This window comes from Tenacibaculum sp. TB-53, from assembly GCF_059716285.2.
In genome coordinates, this window is sequence record NZ_CM202790.1 from 994,969 (window position 1) to 1,014,972 (window position 20,004).

Here is a 20,004-nt window from a genome sequence, read left to right on the forward strand (position 1 = left end):
TGCTGCTTTTTTTATGCTTTTATTTCATCCAAAAGAATTAAATTTACACCTTTCAAAAACATACACAAACACAACTAACAATGATTCATTTCTTTGGAAACGTAAACAGCAAGGTTTTTGCTGTTCAAACAACAGAAGAATTAACATCTGAAACAATTTCGAAGTTAACTTGGTTATTTGGCAACCAACCGAAAATAAACGCGGCGTCTCTTGACGCCTTTTTTGTTGGCCCTAGAGCAGCTATGATTACTCCTTGGAGTACCAACGCTGTTGAAATTACTCAAAATATGGGAATTTCTGGAATTATCAGAATTGAAGAATTTGATGCAGTAGCTAATGATTTTTCTGACTTCGACCCAATGATTTCTCAAAAATTTGATGGATTAAACCAAGAAACTTTTACCATTGATATTCAACCTGAACCAATTTTAGAAATTGATGATATTGCTACTTATAACGAGCAAGAAGGATTGGCGTTGAGCGATGAAGAAATTGGGTATTTAGAAGAAGTAGCTACCAAAATTGGAAGAAAATTAACCGATTCTGAAGTATTTGGATTTTCTCAAGTAAATTCAGAACACTGCCGTCATAAAATTTTCAACGGTACTTTTGTTATTGATGGTGAAGAAATGCCAACTTCTTTATTCAAGTTAATTAAAGAAACCTCTAAGCAAAACCCTAACGATATTGTATCTGCTTATAAAGACAATGTTGCTTTTGTTAAAGGTCCAAAAGTAGAGCAATTTGCTCCTAAAAGCGCAGATAAACCAGACTTTTACGAAACAAAAGAATTTGAATCTGTTATTTCATTAAAAGCTGAAACACACAACTTCCCTACTACTGTTGAGCCTTTCAATGGTGCTGCAACAGGTTCAGGAGGTGAAATTCGTGATAGATTAGCTGGAGGAAAAGGATCGTTGCCATTAGCAGGAACAGCTGTTTATATGACTTCTTACTCTCGTTTAGAAGAAAATCGTCCTTGGGAAAAAGGAATGGACGAACGTAAGTGGTTATACCAAACTCCTATGGATATTTTAATCAAAGCTTCTAACGGAGCTTCTGATTTCGGTAATAAATTTGGTCAGCCATTAATCTGTGGTTCTGTTCTTACTTTTGAACATGAAGAAGATGCTCGCAAACTTGGTTTCGATAAAGTAATTATGCAAGCAGGTGGTATCGGATATGGTAAAAAAGAACAAGCATTAAAAGATACTCCACAAGAAGGAGATAAAATAGTAATTTTAGGTGGTGAAAATTACCGTATTGGTATGGGAGGAGCTGCGGTTTCTTCTGCTGATACTGGAGAGTTTTCAACAGGAATTGAGTTAAACGCAATTCAGCGTTCAAATCCTGAAATGCAAAAACGTGCTGCCAATGCGGTTCGTGGTATGGTAGAAAGTGATGAAAACTTTATCGTTTCTATTCACGATCACGGAGCTGGTGGACACTTAAACTGTTTATCTGAATTAGTGGAAGATACTGGTGGAAAAATCAACTTAGATAAATTACCTGTTGGAGACCCTACCCTATCTGATAAAGAGATTATTGGTAATGAATCTCAAGAGCGTATGGGATTAGTAATTGCTGAAAAGCATATCGACACCCTTAATAAGATAGCTGAACGTGAGCGTTCACCAATGTACACGGTAGGTGATGTTACCGGGGATCACCGTTTTACTTTTGAATCTAAAACCAACGGAAATAAACCAATGGATTTAGCTTTAGAAGATATGTTTGGTAGTTCTCCTAAAACGATTATGACTGATAATACAGTTAATCGTAATTATGCTGATGTTGAGTATTCTAAGGAAAACTTTACTCAATATTTAGAACAAGTTTTACAATTAGAAGCTGTTGCTTGTAAAGATTGGTTGACTAATAAAGTTGACCGTTGTGTTGGGGGAAAAGTAGCGAAGCAACAATGTGTTGGTTCTTTACAAATTCCATTGAACAATGTCGGTGTAATGGCGCTAGATTATAAAGGTAAAGAAGGTATTGCTACTACGATTGGGCACTCTCCTATTTCTGGATTGATTGATCCTGTAGCTGGAAGTAAAAACTCAATTGCTGAAGCATTAACGAATATTGTTTGGGCACCTTTAAAAGATGGTTTACAATCGGTTTCATTATCAGCAAACTGGATGTGGCCTTGTAAAAATGAAGGTGAAGATGCTCGCTTATACAAAGCTGTGAAGGCTATTTCGGATTTTTCAATCGATTTAGGAATCAATGTTCCAACAGGAAAAGATTCTTTATCAATGAAACAAAAATATCCTAATGAAGAAGTAATTTCTCCAGGAACTGTTGTTATTTCAGCTGCGGCTAACTGTAATGATATTACTAAAGTAGTAGAACCTGTTTTACAACCAAACAAAGGAGATATCTATTACATCAATTTATCGCAAGATGATTTTAAATTAGGAGGAAGTTCATTTGCACAGATAGTAAATAAGTTAGGAAACTCTGCTCCTACAATTACTAATAATGAGTTCTTTAAATCAGCATTTAATGTTTTACAAAATTTAATTAAAGAAGGAAAAATCGTTGCTGGTCACGATGTTGCATCTGGAGGATTGATTACTACTTTATTAGAATTGTGTTTTGCAGATGTAAACATAGGTGCGAACTTAGATTTATCTGCTTTAAATGAAGCTGATAGTATCAAGTTGTTATTTGCTGAAAATTCAGGAATTATTTTCCAAGCAACCGACGCTTCTGTAGAACAAACTTTAGCTGATAATAACATTGACTTTTTTAAAATTGGTTCGGTAACTGAGTCTGATCGTTTAAATATTAAGAATGGTTCTGATATTTTTGCTTTATCAATTGCTGAATTAAGAGATACTTGGTATAAGACTTCTTATTTATTGGATCAAAAACAAACAGCTAATGATTTAGCTAAAGATCGTTTTGATAATTATAAGAACCAACCATTAAAATATACATTCCCAACGCATTTTACTGGAAAACTTACTGATACTGTGGGTACTGTAACTAACAGACCTAAAGCTGCTATTATTCGTGAAAAGGGTTCAAACTCGGAACGTGAAATGGCAAATGCTATGTATTTAGCTGGTTTTGATGTGAAGGATGTTCACATGACTGATTTAATTTCTGGTCGTGAAACTTTAGAAGATATTCAATTTATTGGAGCTGTTGGAGGTTTTTCTAATTCAGATGTTTTGGGTTCTGCTAAAGGATGGGCTGGAGCATTTTTATATAATGAAAAAGCGAACACTGCTTTGAAAAACTTCTTTAACAGAGAAGATACACTTTCTGTTGGTATTTGTAACGGGTGTCAATTGTTTATGGAGTTAGAATTAATCAATCCAGAACATAACGAACATGGTAAGATGTTACACAACGATTCTAAAAAGCACGAAAGTTCATTTACATCTGTAAAAGTTCAGGAAAATAATTCAGTAATGTTATCTAGTTTGGCTGGAACAGAATTAGGAGTTTGGATTTCTCACGGAGAAGGAAAGTTCAATTTACCTGAAACTGAAGATAATTATAATATTGTTGCTAAGTATGCATATGAAGGATATCCTAACAATCCAAACGGTTCAGATTATAACACAGCAATGCTATGTGATAAGACTGGTCGTCATTTAGTAACTATGCCACATATTGAACGTTCTACTTTCCAATGGAACTGGGCTAACTATCCACAAGACAGAAAAGATGAAGTTTCACCTTGGTTAGAAGCTTTTGTTAATGCAAGAAAATGGATAGAAAATAAAAAATAAGTAGAATACTACATTCTCAACTACAAAAAGCACTCTGTAAACAGGGTGCTTTCTTTTTTTTACAAAAGTAAACAACAAAACATGTAGTTTACACTTGTTAACTGTCTAATTATGGTAACATTTGTAATATTCTTCTTATTTAACTTCTATTTCTAAGTACATAATAAATTTATATAAGCACTTTGAAAGGATATAATTAAACTCATAAGTAATTTAAAGTAATTATTGAAGTATTATAAAGGTTATAGCCTTATTTATATTTATTTAAACTATTACTTCTGAAGAGTCATTATTATTAACCTTAAAGTTGCTTATTTGATGTTTAAGTCAGTTAAATAAGGATAAATGGTTATTTAAACACATTATATTTATTAAAAAAAAGAGATTTTTACATTTATAAACTTAACAAAACAAATAATTAGTTTAATTACAAATGTAAATAAAGATATTTAACAAAAGAATAAATTTTCTCTATACCTAACCCTTAAAACATTGTTTTACAGTAATTTAAACGTTATTTGTTAAAGTATTTAATCGCCTTGTTTTGAATTATTTTGAAGAAATATTAAATTTTTCTTGTCTACATTTATAAAACAATATATATTTACAATCGTAAACAATTCCTAATGTTTACATAAGTAAACAAATGATTGAAAGATTAAAACAGATATTAGACTATTACAATTTATCAGCGTCAAGCTTTGCTGATAAAATTGATGTTCCAAGATCTAGCATTTCTCACCTATTATCAGGAAGAAATAAACCGAGCTTAGATTTTATTATAAAAGTTGAAACGGCTTTTGATGAAGTTGATCTAAATTGGTTAGTGTATGGTAAAGGCAGTTTTCCTCCAAATGTAAAAAATCAAGAGAAAGAGATAAATATAGAGAAAAATGAAGCTCCTTCTCTGTTTACTGAAAATGTAGTATTTGACCAAGAACCCGAAAAAAAATCAAATACGAAATTCTCAGAGAGTACTATGAAACCAAAAGAATCAGCCGCTTTTAGAGAAATTAAAAATATTTTAGTTCTATACGATGATGGAACCTTTGAAGATTACAAAAAAAAATGATCGCATAAATGATTCCCTTATAATCCCAAAAGAATTTAATGAATTGTAAAATTCAAATAACCCCTCAGTATTTGTATCCCCCAAAAAATCGTTTGAATTTTATGAGTCATTAAAAAATAAACTCCCCCTAAAACTTATATCCTCTTTAAGTTGAGTTTATAGAAATTGTCCCCCAGGGCAAATCCCTCGTGCTTGCCCGCTTACAAGCAAATCAACCCATTAAAATAGAAAAAGCCTGTATTATAAAAATAATACAGGCTTTTTTACTTTTTATATTTAAGTCAAATCTTATGTTAACATTCCTCCGTCAACTGATAATGTTTGGCCAGTAATATATGAACTCATATCAGATGCTAAGAATACACAAGCGTTTGCAATATCTTCTGGAGTACCACCTCTTTTTAAAGGAATTTCATTTCTCCAACCTTCAACTACTTTTTCATCTAATTTTGCAGTCATTTCAGTTTCAATAAAACCGGGAGCTACAACGTTACTACGAATATTACGAGAACCTAACTCTAAAGCTACAGATTTTGAGAACCCTAAAATTCCTGCTTTTGAAGCTGCATAATTTGCTTGACCTGCATTTCCTTTTAATCCAACTACAGAACTCATATTAATAATTGAGCCTGCACGTTGCTTCATCATCGGACGAATCACTGCTTTTGTTAAATTGAAAACTGATTTTAAATTTACTTCGATTACTTTATCAAAATCTTCTTCAGAAATACGCATTAATAAATTATCTTTTGTAATACCTGCGTTGTTTACTAATACATCAATAGTTCCGAATTCTGCTAAAACATTTTTTGCCAACTCTTGAGCTGCATCAAACTTTGCCGCATTAGATTGATATCCTTTAGCGTTTACCCCTAATTCTTTTAATTCATTTTCTAAAGCAGTTGCTGCTTCCACAGAAGAACTATAAGTAAATGCAACATTACACCCTTGGTTTGCAAACTCTAATGCAATTCCTCTACCAATTCCTCTAGTAGCTCCTGTAATAATTGCTGTTTTATTTTCTAAAAGTTTCATTTATTAGTTGTTTTAATAGGGTCAAATATAAAAATAAATTCCCGTTATAAACGGGAATCTATTCTAATATGTATATGTTTATTAAGCTAAAACCTTAGCTACCATTTCTCCAATTTTAGCAGGAGACTCTACAACGTGTACTCCATTTTCAGCTAAAATCTTCATTTTAGCTTGTGCTGTATCATCTGCACCACCAACAATAGCACCTGCATGTCCCATTGTTCTACCAGCTGGAGCAGTTTGACCTGCGATGAAACCAACAACTGGTTTACGATTTCCATCAGCCTTAATCCATCTAGCAGCTTCCGCTTCTAAATTACCTCCAATCTCACCAATCATTACGATTGCTTCAGTTTCATCATCATTCATTAATAACTCAACAGCTTCTTTAGTAGTAGTTCCAATAATTGGATCTCCACCAATACCAATAGCTGTAGTAATTCCGTAACCTTGTTTTACAACTTGATCAGCAGCTTCATACGTTAAAGTTCCTGATTTAGAAACAATACCTACTTTACCTTTTTTGAAGATAAATCCTGGCATAATTCCTACTTTAGCTTCTTCTGGAGTAATTACTCCTGGACAGTTAGGTCCTACTAAAGTACAATCTAACTTATCAATGTAAGCTTTTACTTTTACCATGTCAGCAGTAGGAATTCCTTCAGTAATACAAATAATTACTTTAATTCCTGCTTCAGCAGCTTCCATAATAGCATCAGCAGCAAATGCTGGTGGTACAAAAATAATAGAGGTATCAGCTCCTGCTTTTTGTACAGCCTCATCAACTGTATTAAAAACTGGCTTTCCTAAATGCTCTTGACCTCCTTTACCTGGTGTTACACCTCCAACTACGTTTGTTCCGTAATCGATCATTTGGCCAGCGTGGAAAGTTCCTTCGCTACCTGTAAAACCTTGAACTATAATTTTTGAATCTTTATTTACTAAAACACTCATTGGTTTGCTTTTTATTATTTTTTTAAGACAGACAAAAATAACTTTTTAATTGTGTTTTCACAATTAATTTTACGTTACTTTTTTTGTTTATTAGTTTCGTTTTTTAAATAAATTACTTCACGCATTTTTTGACGGTATTCTTTTTGAGGTGTACCAAAATAGACTCCCTTTTTTAAAGATTTCATCACACCTGTTTGTGCCATTAAAACGGTTCCTTTTTCTATAGTTAAGCCACTAACAATTCCTACTTGTCCCCAAATAGTTACTTCATCTTCAATAACAGTACATCCTGCAATACCTGTTTGAGCTGCTATTAAACACTTTTTACCTATTACTGTATCATGACCTATATGAACTTGATTATCTATTTTTGATCCAGCACCTATTAAAGTATCTCCGGTTACACCTCTATCAATTGTACAAGAAGCTCCTAAATCTACATTATCTTCAAGTACTACTCTACCTCCAGAAATTAGTTTATCAAAACCTTCTGGTCTGTTTTTATAATAGAATGCATCTGCTCCTAAAACTGTATTGGCATGGATTGTTACATTATCTCCTATTATACAGTTATTGTTAATTGACACATTTGCATGTATTAAACAATTTTTTCCAATTTTTACGTTTTCTCCTATGAAAACGTTTGGTTGTATAACAGTTTTTTCTCCTATAATAGCAGATTCAGCAATACTACTTTTTGAAGCTATAAAAGGGTTGAAATATTTTGTTATTTTATTAAAATCTCTAAAAGGATCTTCAGAGATTAATAATGATTTACCTTCAGGGCAATCTACTTTTTTATTTATTAGTATTGTTGTAGCAGCTGAATTTAATGCTTTATCGTAGTATTTTGGATGATCTACAAAGACTATATCTCCTTTTTCTACTACATGAATTTCATTAATTCCTGTTATAGGTAAACTATTTTTTCCTACAAACTTTACATTTAGTAAAGTAGCAATCTGCTCTAAGGTTTGAGGCTGTTTAAATTTCATCTTTAAAAAGAAATTCCCGCCAAAGCGGGAATAATAATAGTATATTTATTCTTTGATACGCTCTGTGTAAGCTCCTTTTTCTGTATCTATTTTTATTTTATCTCCTTCATTTATAAATAAAGGAACATTAATTCTTGCTCCTGTTTCAACAGTTGCTGGTTTAGTTGCATTTGTTGCAGTATTACCTTTTACACCTGGTTCAGTATGAGTTACCTCTAAAATAACATGAGAAGGCATTTCTACTGATAACGGCATTCCATCTTCAGTATTAATCAAAACAGTAACAACTTCTCCTTCTTTCATTAAATCTGGAGCATCTAATACTGATTTTTGAAGTGTAATTTGGTTATAATCTTCCGTATTCATGAAGTGATATAGATCTCCTTCAGGGTATAAATACTGAAACTTATGTGTTTCTACACGAACGTCATCAATTTTATGTCCTGCAGAAAAGGTATTATCAATTACTTTTCCGGAGGTAACGCTTTTAAGTTTCGTACGAACAAAAGCAGGTCCTTTTCCTGGCTTTACATGTAAAAACTCAATAATTTTGAATATGTCGTGATTATACTTTATACATAAACCTTTTTTAATATCTGATGTTGATGCCATTTATTTTGATCTTTATAGTATTGCTCTTTAAGTGCAATTTTAATAATTAATTTGCTTTAAAATATCCTTTCATGATTCCACGATGCGAATCTTTGATAAACTGAATAATCTCATCTCTTTCTGAAGTTGCTTCCATTTCAGCCTCTATAATATCTATAGCCTGAGTATTATTATAATTTTTTTGAAACAATATACGGTAAACGTCTTGAATTTCTCTTATTTTTTCAGTGCTAAATCCTCTTCTTCTTAATCCTACAGAATTGATCCCCACGTATGATAAAGGTTCTCTTGCTGCTTTTACATAAGGAGGAACATCTTTACGTACCAAGGATCCACCTGTTACAAAGGCATGATTACCTACAGAAGCAAATTGATGTACTGCCACCATACCTGCTAACACTACATTATCACCAACAGTTACATGTCCTGCTAATGTTGAATTATTTGAAAAGATACAATTATCTCCCACTTTACAATCGTGCGCAATATGACAGTAAGCCATTATTAAACAGTTATCACCAATAACTGTTCTCATTCTATCAAGTGTTCCTCTATTAATGGTTACACACTCTCTTATGGTTACATTATCTCCTATTTCTACAGTCGTATCCTCATCATTATACTTTAAATCTTGAGGGATTGCTGAAATTACAGCTCCTGGAAAAATTCGACAATTTTTACCGATGCGTGCACCTTCCATGATAGTTACATTAGAACCTATCCATGTTCCTGATCCAATTTCTACATTTGCATGAATAGTTGTAAAAGGTTCAATAACTACATTCCTAGCTATTTTTGCTTGAGGGTGAACGTACGCAAGTGGTTGATTCATATTATTTTACTTTTGAAATTTGTGCCATAAGCTCTGCTTCACATACTAATTTTCCATTAGCGTATGCATAAGCTTGCATATGAGCAATACCTCTTCTTATTGGAGTTATTAATTCACTTTTAAATATTAATGTATCTCCTGGTAATACTTTTTGCTTGAATTTAACATTATCCATTTTCATGAAGTATGTTAAATAGTTTTCTGGGTCAGGAACTGTATTTAATACTAAAACTCCTCCACATTGTGCCATAGCCTCCACTTGAAGAACTCCTGGCATAACTGGTGCTCCAGGGAAATGTCCAACAAAAAAATTTTCATTCATTGTTACATTTTTCATACCTACCACATGCTTGTCTGATAATTCAATAATTCTATCAATCAATAAAAATGGTGGTCTGTGAGGTAAAATATCCATTATTTTATGGATATCCATTAATGGTGGTTGGTTTAAATCATAAGAAGGAACATTGTTTCTTTTTTCCTTTTTAATGATTTTAGCTAATTTCTTAGCAAAAGCAGTGTTTACGGAATGTCCTGGTTTGTTAGCAATTACTTTACCTTTAATTCGAGTACCTGTTAAAGCTAAATCACCAATAACGTCTAACAATTTATGACGTGCAGCTTCATTAGCCCAATGTAATGTTAAGTTGTCTAAAACTCCGTTAGGCTTTACTGTTATGTTGTCTTTATTAAAGGCTTTTTTTAACTTTTCCATTGTACTGTCAGACAACTCTTTGTCAACATAGACAATAGCGTTATTCAAATCTCCACCTTTAATTAAATCATTTTCTAACAACATTTCAATTTCGTGTAAGAAGCTAAATGTTCTTGCCGCTGAAATTTCTTCTTTAAAGTCTGAAATTGTATTTAATGTGGCATTTTGAGTACCTAAAATCTTAGTTCCAAAATCTACCATAGTAGTTACTTGGTATTCATCTGAAGGCATTAAAATAATTTCACTTCCTGTTACTTCATCTTTATATGAAATAACTTCTTTTACCACATACTCTTCAATTTCTGCTTCTTGCTCAACAATTCCAGCTTCTTCTAGAGCTTCTATAAAAAATTTAGACGATCCGTCCATTATTGGAGGTTCAGAAGCATTAATTTCAATAAGCAAATTATCGATGTCTAAACCAACAGCAGCAGCTAAAACGTGTTCAGATGTTTGTATTTGAACGCCATTTTTTTCAAGGTTTGTTCCTCTTTGCGTATTTGTTACATAATCAGCTTTTGCTTCTATCACGGGTTCCCCTTCTAAATCTACTCGCTTAAAAGCAAATCCATGATTTTCTGGAGCTGGTTTAAAAACCATTGTAACTTCATTACCAGTGTGCAATCCAACACCTGATAACGTAACTTCGTTTTGTATTGTTTTTTGTTTCTTACTCATTTTTTATTTTTTGAGCATTCAACTCTTTTTCTATTTTATGTATTGTAGTTGCTAATTTTGGTAAGTTTTTAAAGTGTACATATGACTTACTGTAGTCTGAATATCCAAATGCTGGAGAACCTTGTACTACTTCTTCATCTTTTAAACTTTTTCCTATCCCTGATTGGGCTTGGATCTTCACATTGTTTCCAATAGTGATATGACCAACAATACCTACTTGACCTCCAATCATACAGTTTTCTCCTATTTTAGTTGATCCTGCAATCCCTGTTTGAGAAGCTATCACGGTATTTTTACCAATCTCTACATTATGAGCTATCTGAATTTGGTTATCTAATTTTACTCCTTTTCTAATTATTGTAGATCCAAGAGTAGCTCTATCAATAGTTGAATTAGACCCAACATCTACATTATCTTCTATAATAACGTTTCCTATTTGTGGAATTGCTTTATATTCTCCATTTTCATCTGGTACAAATCCAAAACCATCTGCTCCAATAACTGTTCCTGAATGTATCTTACAATTATCACCTACAACGGTTTCAGAGTAAATTTTTACTCCTGCAAAAACAACTGTATTATCGCCAATAGTAACATTATCGCCTATATAAGAATTAGGATAAATTTTAACATTATTACCTAAAACCACATTTTCTCCAACATAAGCATAAGCTCCAATGTACTCGTTATCTCCAATAGTAGCTGATTCAGCAATAAAATGAGGATTTTCTCTTCCTTGCTTATTATTCTTTACCTCATTGTAAAACTCCAGAAGTTTTGAAAATGCTTTATACGCATCTTCTACTTTAATCAAAGTAGTTTCTATTTCCTTTTCAGGAATAAAACTTTTATTTACAATAGCTACCGATGCTTTGGTTGTATATATATATGAGTTATATTTTGGGTTTGATAAAAAGGTTAAAGAACCTTGCTTGCCTTCTTCTATCTTAGAAAGTGTGGATACTTCAGCTCCTGGATTTCCATCAATCTCTCCTTCTAAAATATCGGCTATTTGTTTTGCTGTAAATTTCATTATCTGCAAAAGTAATTATTTTTGTTCAAATACTTCTTGATTAGAGTTTGTTTCTATGTATTCACCTACTTTATTTTCTTAGGATAGCACAGGTAATATTTTACTACAGGTTTTGTTAATGCTTTAAGATTTAGCTGATCAGAAGCCTTTGCTATGTCTTTTAACTTCCCTTTTTTTGTATAAATTTTAATTGGTTTCTTTGTATTATATGCTTGATGTTTTATTTCATTTGAAAAAACAAAATATTCGAGCTCTTGTTCACTTAAGTCTACAAATTTTCTGAGCTTTCTACGCCTCTTTTCAATATGCTCCTCAGTAAATGGTTTTTCCTGAATTTCAATCTTTAACAAACTTCTGTCTATAATTTTTGTTGCTAATGTAGATAATATAAAATCTTCATGATTCTTCCATTCTTTTATTGCTGATAAAACATCATAATCGTCTAACTCTGAAAATATTTCTAATGTTGCATTTGAGAAATTTTCTTTATTTATCGGATTATACAAGAAGTACTTGAGTGCTCTACTAGAAGGTAACTCTACTCCTTTTGTTGCTAACTCCTTTGCTCTCTTTAATATGCTTACCAAAAGGTTTTCAGCTACTAAACCTGTTTTATGTAAATAAACTTGCCAATACATTAGGCGTCGCGCAATAACAAATTTTTCTACCGAATAAATTCCTTTTTGTTCAATAACCAATTCATTATCCACCACATTCATCATTGCTATTAAACGATCTGATGAAATGTTTCCTTCTGCTACTCCGGTAAAAAAACTATCTCTTTTTAAATAATCCAATCGGTCAATATCTAATTGACTTGATATTAATTGGTATAAAAACTTACGTGGGTGTTTCCCTTCAAATACTTGAATAGCTAAACTTAACTTCCCATCAAACTCATCATTCAAGACTTTCATAAATTTTAATGAAATTTCTTCGTGAGTTATTCCATTCACAATGCTATGCTCTAAGGCATGTGAGTATGCTCCATGACCTATATCATGTAACAAAATAGCTATATATAAAGCATTTGCTTCTTCTTCTGAAATTTCAACGTTCTTCATTCGCAATACATGTACCGCTTTTTGCATTAAATGCATGCAGCCTATTGCGTGATGAAAACGTGTGTGGTTAGCTCCAGGATAAACCAAGTTTGACAAGCCCATTTGTGTAACTCTACGTAGCCTTTGAAAATATTTGTGCTCGATAATATCAAATATTAGAGAATTTGGTATGGAGATAAACCCATAAATAGGATCGTTAATTATCTTTAGTTTGTTGGTTTTTGATTTCTTCAAAATGTATAAATCCTTGAATTTTAAACAAAAAAATCATAATTTATCTACAAAACCAAATTAACCAGCGTTTAATTAACGTATTTTTAGCTTTTAAAAACACAACAAAACAGCTTTTAGGCGTTATTTAGGTAGTAAATAAATTGAAAATTATGATGAGAAACATACATATTCTTTGGGTAGATGATGAAATAGATTTATTAAAACCACATATACTTTTTTTAGAAAAAAAAGATTACAAAGTTACAACCTGCACCAATGGTACAGACGCTATTGACTTGGTTAGTGAAAATAATTTTGATATTGTTTTTTTAGATGAAAACATGCCAGGTATTACTGGATTAGAAGCACTTTCAGAAATCAAACAGAAGAATACAAACCTTCCTATTGTTATGATTACTAAAAGTGAAGAAGAGTATCTTATGGAAGAAGCTATTGGTTCAAAAATTGCTGATTACTTAATCAAGCCAGTAAACCCAAATCAAATACTATTGAGTTTAAAAAAGAATTTAGACCACTCTCGCTTAGTTTCAGAAAAAACAACATCTAGTTACCAACAAGAGTTTAGAAAAATTTCGATGGATTTAGCTATGGTTAATTCTTATGAGGAATGGGCTGAACTTTATAAAAAATTAGTTCATTGGGAACTTGAGCTGGAAAACATCAACGACACGGGGATGTTAGAGATTTTAGAATCTCAGAAATCTGAAGCCAACTCACAATTTTTTAAGTTCATTAAAAAGCATTACCAACATTGGTTAACAGGAGATGATAAACCCACATTTTCGCACACTTTATTTAAAGATTATATAGTCCCTAATTTATCCAAAAGCCAGGGAGTTTTATGGGTAGTGATTGATAACCTCCGTTATGACCAATACAGAGTTTTAGAACCTTTTATTAATAATTATTTCAAGAAAGAAGAAGAATACTCTTATTATAGTATATTACCCACAGCGACTCAATATGCACGTAATGCTATATTTTCTGGGTTAATGCCTTCTGAAATGGAAAAAAGACATCCAAACTATTGGAAAAATGATACTGATGATGGGGGAAAAAATTTATTTGAGGCTAATTTTTTAGATGAACAAATAAAACGTTTAGGTCTAAATATTACACATGAATATTACAAAATAGTTTCTTTAAAAAGTGGGAAGGACTTAGCTGACAGCTACAATGGAACACGACAAAATGATCTTACTACTGTAGTTTATAACTTTGTTGATATGCTTTCGCATGCCAAAACTGAAATGGAAGTTATTAAAGAACTTGCTGGTGATGATAAAGCGTATCGTTCTTTAACAGTGAGCTGGTTTAAAAACTCGCCTCTTTATGAGATTATTCAAAAAGCACAAAAATTAGGACAAAAGTTAATAATTACAACCGATCATGGTACTATAAATTGTAAACATCCTACCAAAGTTATTGGTGATAAAAACATCAGTTCTAACTTACGATATAAAACTGGTAGAAGTTTGAGCTATGAAGATAAAGATGTATATGCGGTTAAAAATCCAAAAGATATTTTCTTACCCTCAATAGCTATTAATAGCCCTTTTATATTTACAAAAGAAGATCTGTTTTTTGCTTATCCAAACAATTATAATCACTTTGTAAAGTATTATAAAAATACTTATCAACATGGAGGAGTTTCACTCGAAGAAATGATTATTCCTTGTGCTGTTTATAATCCAAAATAGTGAAAAAGTAAATTTTATTAACAAACATTACTTCATTATTTTTGCTACTTATGAACAGAAATTATTCACTTAGCGAGTTGACAGCTGTAGCTAAAGAAATCATTGCTACTTCCCAACATAAAATATTACTTTTTTATGGAGAAATGGGAGTTGGTAAAACGACATTAATTAAAGAAATATGTAAAGTTTTGGGTGTAGAAGACATTGCCCATTCTCCTACTTTTTCTTTGGTAAACGAGTATAAAACCAACTCAAACGAAACAGTATATCATTTTGATTTTTACCGTATTGAAGACGAAGAAGAAGCTTATGATATGGGGGTTGAAGACTATTTATACAGCAATAACTGGTGTTTAGTTGAATGGCCTGAAAATGTTAAAAATTTACTACCTTTAGATACTGTTTCAATATCAATTAGCTTGCTAGAAAACGGGCAACGAAACATTCAATTAAAAACTAACTAAATTTAGATGGGTTCTATTTCACCTTTTACCAAAGAGCAGTTAATGCCACAAACCGAAATGCTTGAAATTAAAAAGCAGAAAGGAGATTTATTTATAGGGTTACCAAAAGAAACTCATTTTGAAGAAAAAAGAATTAGTTTATCTCCTGATGCTGTAGCTGCATTAGTAGCTCACGGACATAGAATTGTAATTGAAACTGGTGCTGGTGAAGGAGCTAATTATAGTGACCAAGAATATTCTGATGCTGGTGCAAAAATATCCTACGATATCAAAGAAGCTTTTGCTTGTAATATTGTACTAAAAGTAGAACCACCGTCTTTAGAAGAAATTCAGATGTTAAACCCTCAAACGGTTTTAATTTCTGCTCTACAATTAAAAACACAAAACAAAAAATACTTTGAAGCTCTTGCTAAAAAAAGAGTAACAGCAATTGCTTTTGACTATATTAAAGATGAACACGGTGTATTTCCTATAGTAAAATCACTAAGTGAAATTGCCGGAATTGCCTCTATGCACATTGCAGCTGAGCTTATGACTGCTTCTAATGGAGGAAATGGTTTATTACTAGGAAATATAGGAGGAGTTCCTCCAACTGATGTAGTTATTTTAGGTGCAGGAACTGTTGGAGAATTTGCAGCTAAAACAGCAATTGGACTGGGTGCAAGAGTTAAAGTTTTTGACAACTCAATAACAAAACTTCGTAATTTGCAATCATGTGTACAAGCACCTATTTATACGTCAACAATTCAGCCTAAAACCCTACAAAAAGCTTTAATGCGCTGTGATGTTGCTATAGGAGCTATTAGAGGAAAAGACCGCTCTCCTGTGGTTGTTACTGAAGAAATGATTGAACAAATGAAAGATGGTGCTGTTATTGTTGATGTTAGCATTGATAGAGGTGGCTGTTTTGAAACTTCTCAAGTTACCACACATAGTAAACCCACTTTTTCCAACCATGGGGTAATACATTATTGTGTGCCTAATATTCCTTCTAGATATTCTAGAACAGCTTCTGTATCTATTAGTAATATTTTCACTCCTTACCTCCTAGAAATAGCTGAAGAAGGAGGTTTTGAAAATGCGGCTCGCTTTGATAAAAGTTTACGTAATGGCATGTATTTTTACCATGGAATCTTAACTAATAAAACTGTAGCGGACTGGTTTGACCTTCCTTATAGAGATATTAATTTATTGATTTTATAGTTCAATTTTACTTACTTTTGCACTTCAATTTTTAAATTATGCAGTGGTTAAAACGTGTTGGTTATTATTTAATAGGGATTGCCTTAGGTAGTTTAGTCGTTCTTTTTATTTGGAAAGGTAAAGATGTTTCTTTCGATTATGGAATGGATGCTCGTACTTTAAAGACTATTAGAATAAAAAAGCGTTTGTTTTCTGATAACGCTCAGCAAATATTAGCTACTTCAAAGATTGATACTACTACCATTTCTACTATTTTAAATAATGGAGATGTAGATTTTGGAAAAAGCAAACCTCGTTTAAAACCTTGTGCAGAGTACTTTATAATTGGAAAAGATAGCTTAAGTCACATTGACTTATATGTTATACGTTGTGACTCAACTGCTACAATTGATAAGATTACAATTAACTAACAATTTTTATACTTATCATACAGTCCTATACCGTTTAGTATCATCGGAATTATTTTTTCAAGCCGTTTTTCTTTGGTCGCTACTCTTTTTGCTTCAGAAATATAATTGATAAACTCTCTTTGCTTACTCAAAGTAAACTCGTTAAAAGTTTCCTTTAACCTATCGTTTTTATCCAATTCTAACTGTAATTCTTTAGGGATAATTATGGGTTTAGTATTCTTTTTAGCTTTTAATTCTTTTCCTTCTTCAGAGTTTTTAATAGCTTCTAATACATATTGTTTAATAAGTATGGTATCAATCTCACCCAATTCATTAAATCGCCATTGACGCATTGCTTGTGTTTTTCCTTCTTGAACATTTACTAATACTTTTTCTTTATCAACTAAAAAACTCCCCTGAAAAAACCATAAACCACAATAGTTTTTAAAAGCAGATAATCCTACTATATTTTTTCCTTTATGTACATAAACAGGTGCTCCCCATTTAATAGTTTCTTCAACAGGAAGATCCATAAAAACAGAACGCAAGAGATTTAACTCTTGCGTCCAATTATTTTTATCTAATATATATTGTGTTACTTTAGGGTTCATTACGCTATTTGTTCTTCTAAAGACACCATCCAATTTACACCATACTTATCTTTTAACATTCCAAACTTACCTCCCCAAAAAGCTTCTTCAAAAGGCATCATAACAAAAGCCCCGTCAGAAGAAAGTCCATTAAAAATAGCAACTGCTTCATCTTCGTCTTCAGTATTTATACTTACTGCAAAGTTATTTCCTTTTGTAAACGCTTCTTTTTCATTTAAAAAATCAGACCCCATAATAGAGAAACCTCCTGCTTCTACAGTACAATGCATTGTTAATTCCATTGCTTCTTCAGGAATGTTTTTACAAACTTCTTCTGGAGCATCTTTAAATTGCATCAACATTGTCATTTCACCACCTAAAACATCCGCATAAAAAGTCATTGCTTCTTTGCAGTTTCCGTTAAAATGTAAGTAAGTACTTGCTTGCATATTGTTAAGTTTTTTAGTTAGCTATTTCACTGGTAAATTTAATACGCATTAATCGTAATTCATCATCATCATAATCTCCATCAAACTCATCCAAGGCTTCTTGAATTTTATCTGTCTCAGCTTCCATAAAATAATCATGAATTTCTTCCTGCTGATCCTCATCAAGTAAGTCATCTACTGCATAATCAATATTAAGTTTAGTTCCCGAAAACACAATAGCCTCCATCTCTTTTATTAATTCAGACATTTCTAAACCTTTAGACTTAGCAATATCTTCCAAAGGCAATTTTCTATCTGTATTTTGAATGATGTATAACTTTAATCCAGAATTAACTCCAGTACTTTTAACTATTAAATCATCAGGGCGCATAATATCGTTGTCTTCCACATATTTTGAAATAAGCGCAACGAAATCTTTACCATATTTTTTGGCTTTACCCTCACCAACACCATGAACTTTTGCCAGTTCATCTAATGTTACAGGGTATTTTAATGCCATATCATCTAAAGATGGGTCTTGAAAAACCGCAAAAGGAGGAACTCCTAAACGTTTTCCTACTTTCTTTCTTAAATCTTTTAGCATTACTACCAATTTATCATCTACTCCTCCTGCTGATTTTTCATTGGTAATAATAGTACCATCATCTGCTGTTTTATAAACGTGATTTTCTGTCATCATAAATGATGATGGATTTTTTATAAACTCTTTACCTTCTTTTGTTAATTTTAGAACTCCATACTGTTCTATTTCTTTCTTGATTAAATCTGCAACTAGAACTTGACGAATTAAAGCCATCCAGTAATGATTATCTTTAGCTTTACCAATACCAAAAAAAGGTTGATCGTTTGTTTTATGAGATTTTAACAATGCATTTTCTTTACCAATAATTGTGTTTACAATTTCTTTTGGTTTATACATTTCACTAGTATCTCTAATAACAGATAACAAAGTTACTACTTCATCTTTAGCTTCGTGCTTCTTCTTAGGATTTCGCATATTATCATCCATATCAGCGCCTTCTCCATTTACTTCATCAAATTCTTCTCCAAAATAATGCAGTAAATACTTACGTCTGTTCATTGATGTTTCAGCGTACCCTACGACTTCTTGTAATAGAGCATGTCCAACTTCTTGTTCGGCAACAGGCTTGTTCGCCATAAACTTCTCAAGCTTTTCGATATCCTTGTACGAATAAAAAGTTAAACAATAACCTTCTCCTCCATCACGTCCTGCTCTACCAGTTTCTTGATAATAACTCTCTAAACTTTTAGGAATGTCGTGGTGTATTACAAAACGAACATCTGGCTTGTCAATTCCCATACCAAAAGCAATCGTAGCTACTACAACATCACAATCTTCCATTAAGAACATGTCTTGATGCTTTACACGTGTTTTTGCGTCTAAACCTGCATGGTAAGGAACAGCATTAATTCCGTTAACTTGTAAAATTTGCGCTATTTCTTCCACTTTTTTACGACTCAAACAGTAAATAATACCTGATTTTCCTAGTCGTTGTTTTATAAAGCGAATAATGTCCTTTTCTACATCTTTAGTCTTAGGTCTAACTTCGTAGAATAAATTTGATCTGTTGAAAGATGCTTTAAACACATTTGCATCTGACATTCCAAGAGTTTTAAGAATGTCTTCTTGTACTTTCTCTGTTGCAGTTGCAGTTAAACCAATAATTGGTACATTATCAATCTGTTTAATAATATTTCTCAGGTTTCTATACTCAGGTCTAAAGTCATGTCCCCATTCAGATATACAGTGCGCTTCATCAATAGCTACAAATGATATTTTTTGTCTTCTTAGAAACTCAGCGTACTCTTCTTTAATTAAAGATTCAGGAGCTACGTACAATAACTTGGTAATTCCCGATTCAATATCTGATTTTACTTGTGCAATCTCCGATTTGTTCAACGAAGAATTTAACACATGGGCTATTCCATGATTTTCAGAAATACCCCTAATGGCATCTACTTGGTTTTTCATTAAAGCAATTAATGGCGATACCACAATTGCTGTACCTTCCTTCATTAAGGCAGGTAATTGATAACATAGTGACTTACCACCCCCAGTTGGCATAATAACAAATGTGTTTTTATTCTCTAACACACTGTTAACTACATCTTCTTGTAGCCCTTTAAACTGGTTAAATCCGAAGATTTTTTTTAATGATCCATATAAATCCGTCTGCTCTTTATTCATCTTCTAATATCAAAAATTAAAAACGAG

The 20,004-nt window shown here is 32.2% G+C and carries 17 protein-coding genes; 6 read left to right on the top strand and 11 right to left on the bottom strand.

The window, feature by feature from the left end:
- The first annotated feature begins 80 nt into the window (after positions 1-80).
- Together purL and AC3VJB_RS04540 are read left to right on the top strand one after the other, a co-directional pair.
- On the top strand, positions 81-3,749 hold the full coding sequence (purL, locus tag AC3VJB_RS04535; RefSeq protein ID WP_497666812.1) for a phosphoribosylformylglycinamidine synthase: 3,669 nt from the start codon (positions 81-83) through the stop codon (positions 3,747-3,749).
- 646 nt (positions 3,750-4,395) lie between these two features.
- The gene (locus AC3VJB_RS04540) at positions 4,396-4,821 is read left to right on the top strand and encodes a helix-turn-helix domain-containing protein (RefSeq protein ID WP_073183984.1); all 426 of its coding nucleotides are present in this window, start codon (positions 4,396-4,398) and stop codon (positions 4,819-4,821) included.
- A 288-nt stretch (positions 4,822-5,109) separates the two neighbouring features.
- Here AC3VJB_RS04540 and fabG read toward each other — a convergent pair whose 3' ends face one another.
- The 8 genes from fabG to AC3VJB_RS04580 all read right to left on the bottom strand — a co-directional run bounded on the left by fabG (position 5,110) and on the right by AC3VJB_RS04580 (position 12,973).
- Complete coding sequence (gene fabG, locus AC3VJB_RS04545) at positions 5,110-5,856, bottom strand: 3-oxoacyl-[acyl-carrier-protein] reductase (RefSeq protein ID WP_437824697.1); 747 nt, start codon at positions 5,854-5,856, stop codon at positions 5,110-5,112.
- A gap of 81 nt (positions 5,857-5,937) precedes the next feature.
- Positions 5,938-6,810: a succinate--CoA ligase subunit alpha gene (sucD, locus tag AC3VJB_RS04550; protein ID WP_047788761.1), complete on the bottom strand. Its 873-nt coding sequence runs from the start codon at positions 6,808-6,810 to the stop codon at positions 5,938-5,940.
- A gap of 74 nt (positions 6,811-6,884) precedes the next feature.
- A complete protein-coding gene (locus tag AC3VJB_RS04555; RefSeq protein ID WP_437824700.1) occupies positions 6,885-7,805 on the bottom strand; it encodes a UDP-3-O-(3-hydroxymyristoyl)glucosamine N-acyltransferase in 921 nt (306 codons plus the stop codon).
- A gap of 45 nt (positions 7,806-7,850) precedes the next feature.
- Positions 7,851-8,417 carry an elongation factor P gene (gene efp, locus AC3VJB_RS04560; RefSeq protein WP_047788759.1) on the bottom strand — a complete coding sequence of 189 codons (567 nt, stop codon included), beginning with the start codon at positions 8,415-8,417 and terminating at the stop codon, positions 7,851-7,853.
- A 46-nt stretch (positions 8,418-8,463) separates the two neighbouring features.
- Positions 8,464-9,249, bottom strand: coding sequence for an acyl-ACP--UDP-N-acetylglucosamine O-acyltransferase (lpxA, locus tag AC3VJB_RS04565; protein ID WP_047788758.1), 786 nt, complete (start codon positions 9,247-9,249; stop codon positions 8,464-8,466).
- A 1-nt stretch (position 9,250) separates the two neighbouring features.
- Entirely contained in the window at positions 9,251-10,642 is a 1,392-nt protein-coding gene (locus AC3VJB_RS04570; RefSeq protein WP_167713800.1) for a bifunctional UDP-3-O-[3-hydroxymyristoyl] N-acetylglucosamine deacetylase/3-hydroxyacyl-ACP dehydratase, read from the bottom strand.
- Positions 10,635-11,675 carry a UDP-3-O-(3-hydroxymyristoyl)glucosamine N-acyltransferase gene (gene lpxD / locus AC3VJB_RS04575; RefSeq protein ID WP_047788756.1) on the bottom strand — a complete coding sequence of 347 codons (1,041 nt, stop codon included), beginning with the start codon at positions 11,673-11,675 and terminating at the stop codon, positions 10,635-10,637. Before lpxD ends, AC3VJB_RS04570 begins: the two co-directional genes overlap by 8 nt.
- 65 nt (positions 11,676-11,740) lie before the next feature.
- Positions 11,741-12,973 (bottom strand): HD domain-containing protein, encoded by a 1,233-nt coding sequence (locus AC3VJB_RS04580; protein ID WP_437824702.1) that lies wholly within the window; start codon positions 12,971-12,973, stop codon positions 11,741-11,743.
- A 152-nt stretch (positions 12,974-13,125) separates the two neighbouring features.
- On the opposite strand from AC3VJB_RS04580, the gene porX reads away from it, so the two are divergent.
- Genes porX through AC3VJB_RS04600 form a run of 4 tightly spaced genes read left to right on the top strand, consistent with a single transcriptional unit; the run spans position 13,126 to position 16,750 of the window.
- Positions 13,126-14,673, top strand: coding sequence for a T9SS response regulator signal transducer PorX (porX, locus tag AC3VJB_RS04585; protein ID WP_159491107.1), 1,548 nt, complete (start codon positions 13,126-13,128; stop codon positions 14,671-14,673).
- Positions 14,674-14,723: 50 nt separating this feature from the next.
- Positions 14,724-15,137 (top strand): tRNA (adenosine(37)-N6)-threonylcarbamoyltransferase complex ATPase subunit type 1 TsaE, encoded by a 414-nt coding sequence (gene tsaE, locus AC3VJB_RS04590; protein WP_159491043.1) that lies wholly within the window; start codon positions 14,724-14,726, stop codon positions 15,135-15,137.
- Between the two features lie 6 nt (positions 15,138-15,143).
- Positions 15,144-16,340, top strand: coding sequence for an alanine dehydrogenase (locus AC3VJB_RS04595; protein WP_047788753.1), 1,197 nt, complete (start codon positions 15,144-15,146; stop codon positions 16,338-16,340).
- Positions 16,341-16,378: 38 nt separating this feature from the next.
- The gene (locus AC3VJB_RS04600) at positions 16,379-16,750 is read left to right on the top strand and encodes a DUF4258 domain-containing protein (protein WP_497666813.1); all 372 of its coding nucleotides are present in this window, start codon (positions 16,379-16,381) and stop codon (positions 16,748-16,750) included.
- Here the strand turns inward: AC3VJB_RS04600 and AC3VJB_RS04605 are convergent.
- The 3 genes from AC3VJB_RS04605 to AC3VJB_RS04615 are packed head-to-tail and all read right to left on the bottom strand — an operon-like array spanning position 16,747 to position 19,977.
- Positions 16,747-17,340, bottom strand: a complete 594-nt coding sequence (locus tag AC3VJB_RS04605; RefSeq protein WP_497666814.1) for a YdeI/OmpD-associated family protein — start codon at positions 17,338-17,340, stop codon at positions 16,747-16,749. The genes AC3VJB_RS04600 and AC3VJB_RS04605 overlap by 4 nt on opposite strands.
- Entirely contained in the window at positions 17,340-17,768 is a 429-nt protein-coding gene (locus AC3VJB_RS04610) for a VOC family protein (protein WP_047788750.1), read from the bottom strand. Before AC3VJB_RS04610 ends, AC3VJB_RS04605 begins: the two co-directional genes overlap by 1 nt.
- A 13-nt stretch (positions 17,769-17,781) precedes the next feature.
- Positions 17,782-19,977, bottom strand: coding sequence for a RecQ family ATP-dependent DNA helicase (locus AC3VJB_RS04615; RefSeq protein WP_047788749.1), 2,196 nt, complete (start codon positions 19,975-19,977; stop codon positions 17,782-17,784).
- Positions 19,978-20,004: the final 27 nt, after the last annotated feature.

Bases quoted from the DNA above. Each gene is read 5' to 3' on its own strand.
- purL (WP_497666812.1), top strand. From the start codon at position 81: ATGATTCATTTCTTTGGAAACGTAAACAGCAAGGTTTTTGCTGTTCAA.
- AC3VJB_RS04540 (WP_073183984.1), top strand. From the start codon at position 4,396: ATGATTGAAAGATTAAAACAGATATTAGACTATTACAATTTATCAGCG.
- fabG (WP_437824697.1), bottom strand. From the start codon at position 5,856: ATGAAACTTTTAGAAAATAAAACAGCAATTATTACAGGAGCTACTAGA.
- sucD (WP_047788761.1), bottom strand. From the start codon at position 6,810: ATGAGTGTTTTAGTAAATAAAGATTCAAAAATTATAGTTCAAGGTTTT.
- AC3VJB_RS04555 (WP_437824700.1), bottom strand. From the start codon at position 7,805: ATGAAATTTAAACAGCCTCAAACCTTAGAGCAGATTGCTACTTTACTA.
- efp (WP_047788759.1), bottom strand. From the start codon at position 8,417: ATGGCATCAACATCAGATATTAAAAAAGGTTTATGTATAAAGTATAAT.
- lpxA (WP_047788758.1), bottom strand. From the start codon at position 9,249: ATGAATCAACCACTTGCGTACGTTCACCCTCAAGCAAAAATAGCTAGG.
- AC3VJB_RS04570 (WP_167713800.1), bottom strand. From the start codon at position 10,642: ATGAGTAAGAAACAAAAAACAATACAAAACGAAGTTACGTTATCAGGT.
- lpxD (WP_047788756.1), bottom strand. From the start codon at position 11,675: ATGAAATTTACAGCAAAACAAATAGCCGATATTTTAGAAGGAGAGATT.
- porX (WP_159491107.1), top strand. From the start codon at position 13,126: ATGAGAAACATACATATTCTTTGGGTAGATGATGAAATAGATTTATTA.
- tsaE (WP_159491043.1), top strand. From the start codon at position 14,724: ATGAACAGAAATTATTCACTTAGCGAGTTGACAGCTGTAGCTAAAGAA.
- AC3VJB_RS04595 (WP_047788753.1), top strand. From the start codon at position 15,144: ATGGGTTCTATTTCACCTTTTACCAAAGAGCAGTTAATGCCACAAACC.
- AC3VJB_RS04600 (WP_497666813.1), top strand. From the start codon at position 16,379: ATGCAGTGGTTAAAACGTGTTGGTTATTATTTAATAGGGATTGCCTTA.
- AC3VJB_RS04605 (WP_497666814.1), bottom strand. From the start codon at position 17,340: ATGAACCCTAAAGTAACACAATATATATTAGATAAAAATAATTGGACG.
- AC3VJB_RS04610 (WP_047788750.1), bottom strand. From the start codon at position 17,768: ATGCAAGCAAGTACTTACTTACATTTTAACGGAAACTGCAAAGAAGCA.
- AC3VJB_RS04615 (WP_047788749.1), bottom strand. From the start codon at position 19,977: ATGAATAAAGAGCAGACGGATTTATATGGATCATTAAAAAAAATCTTC.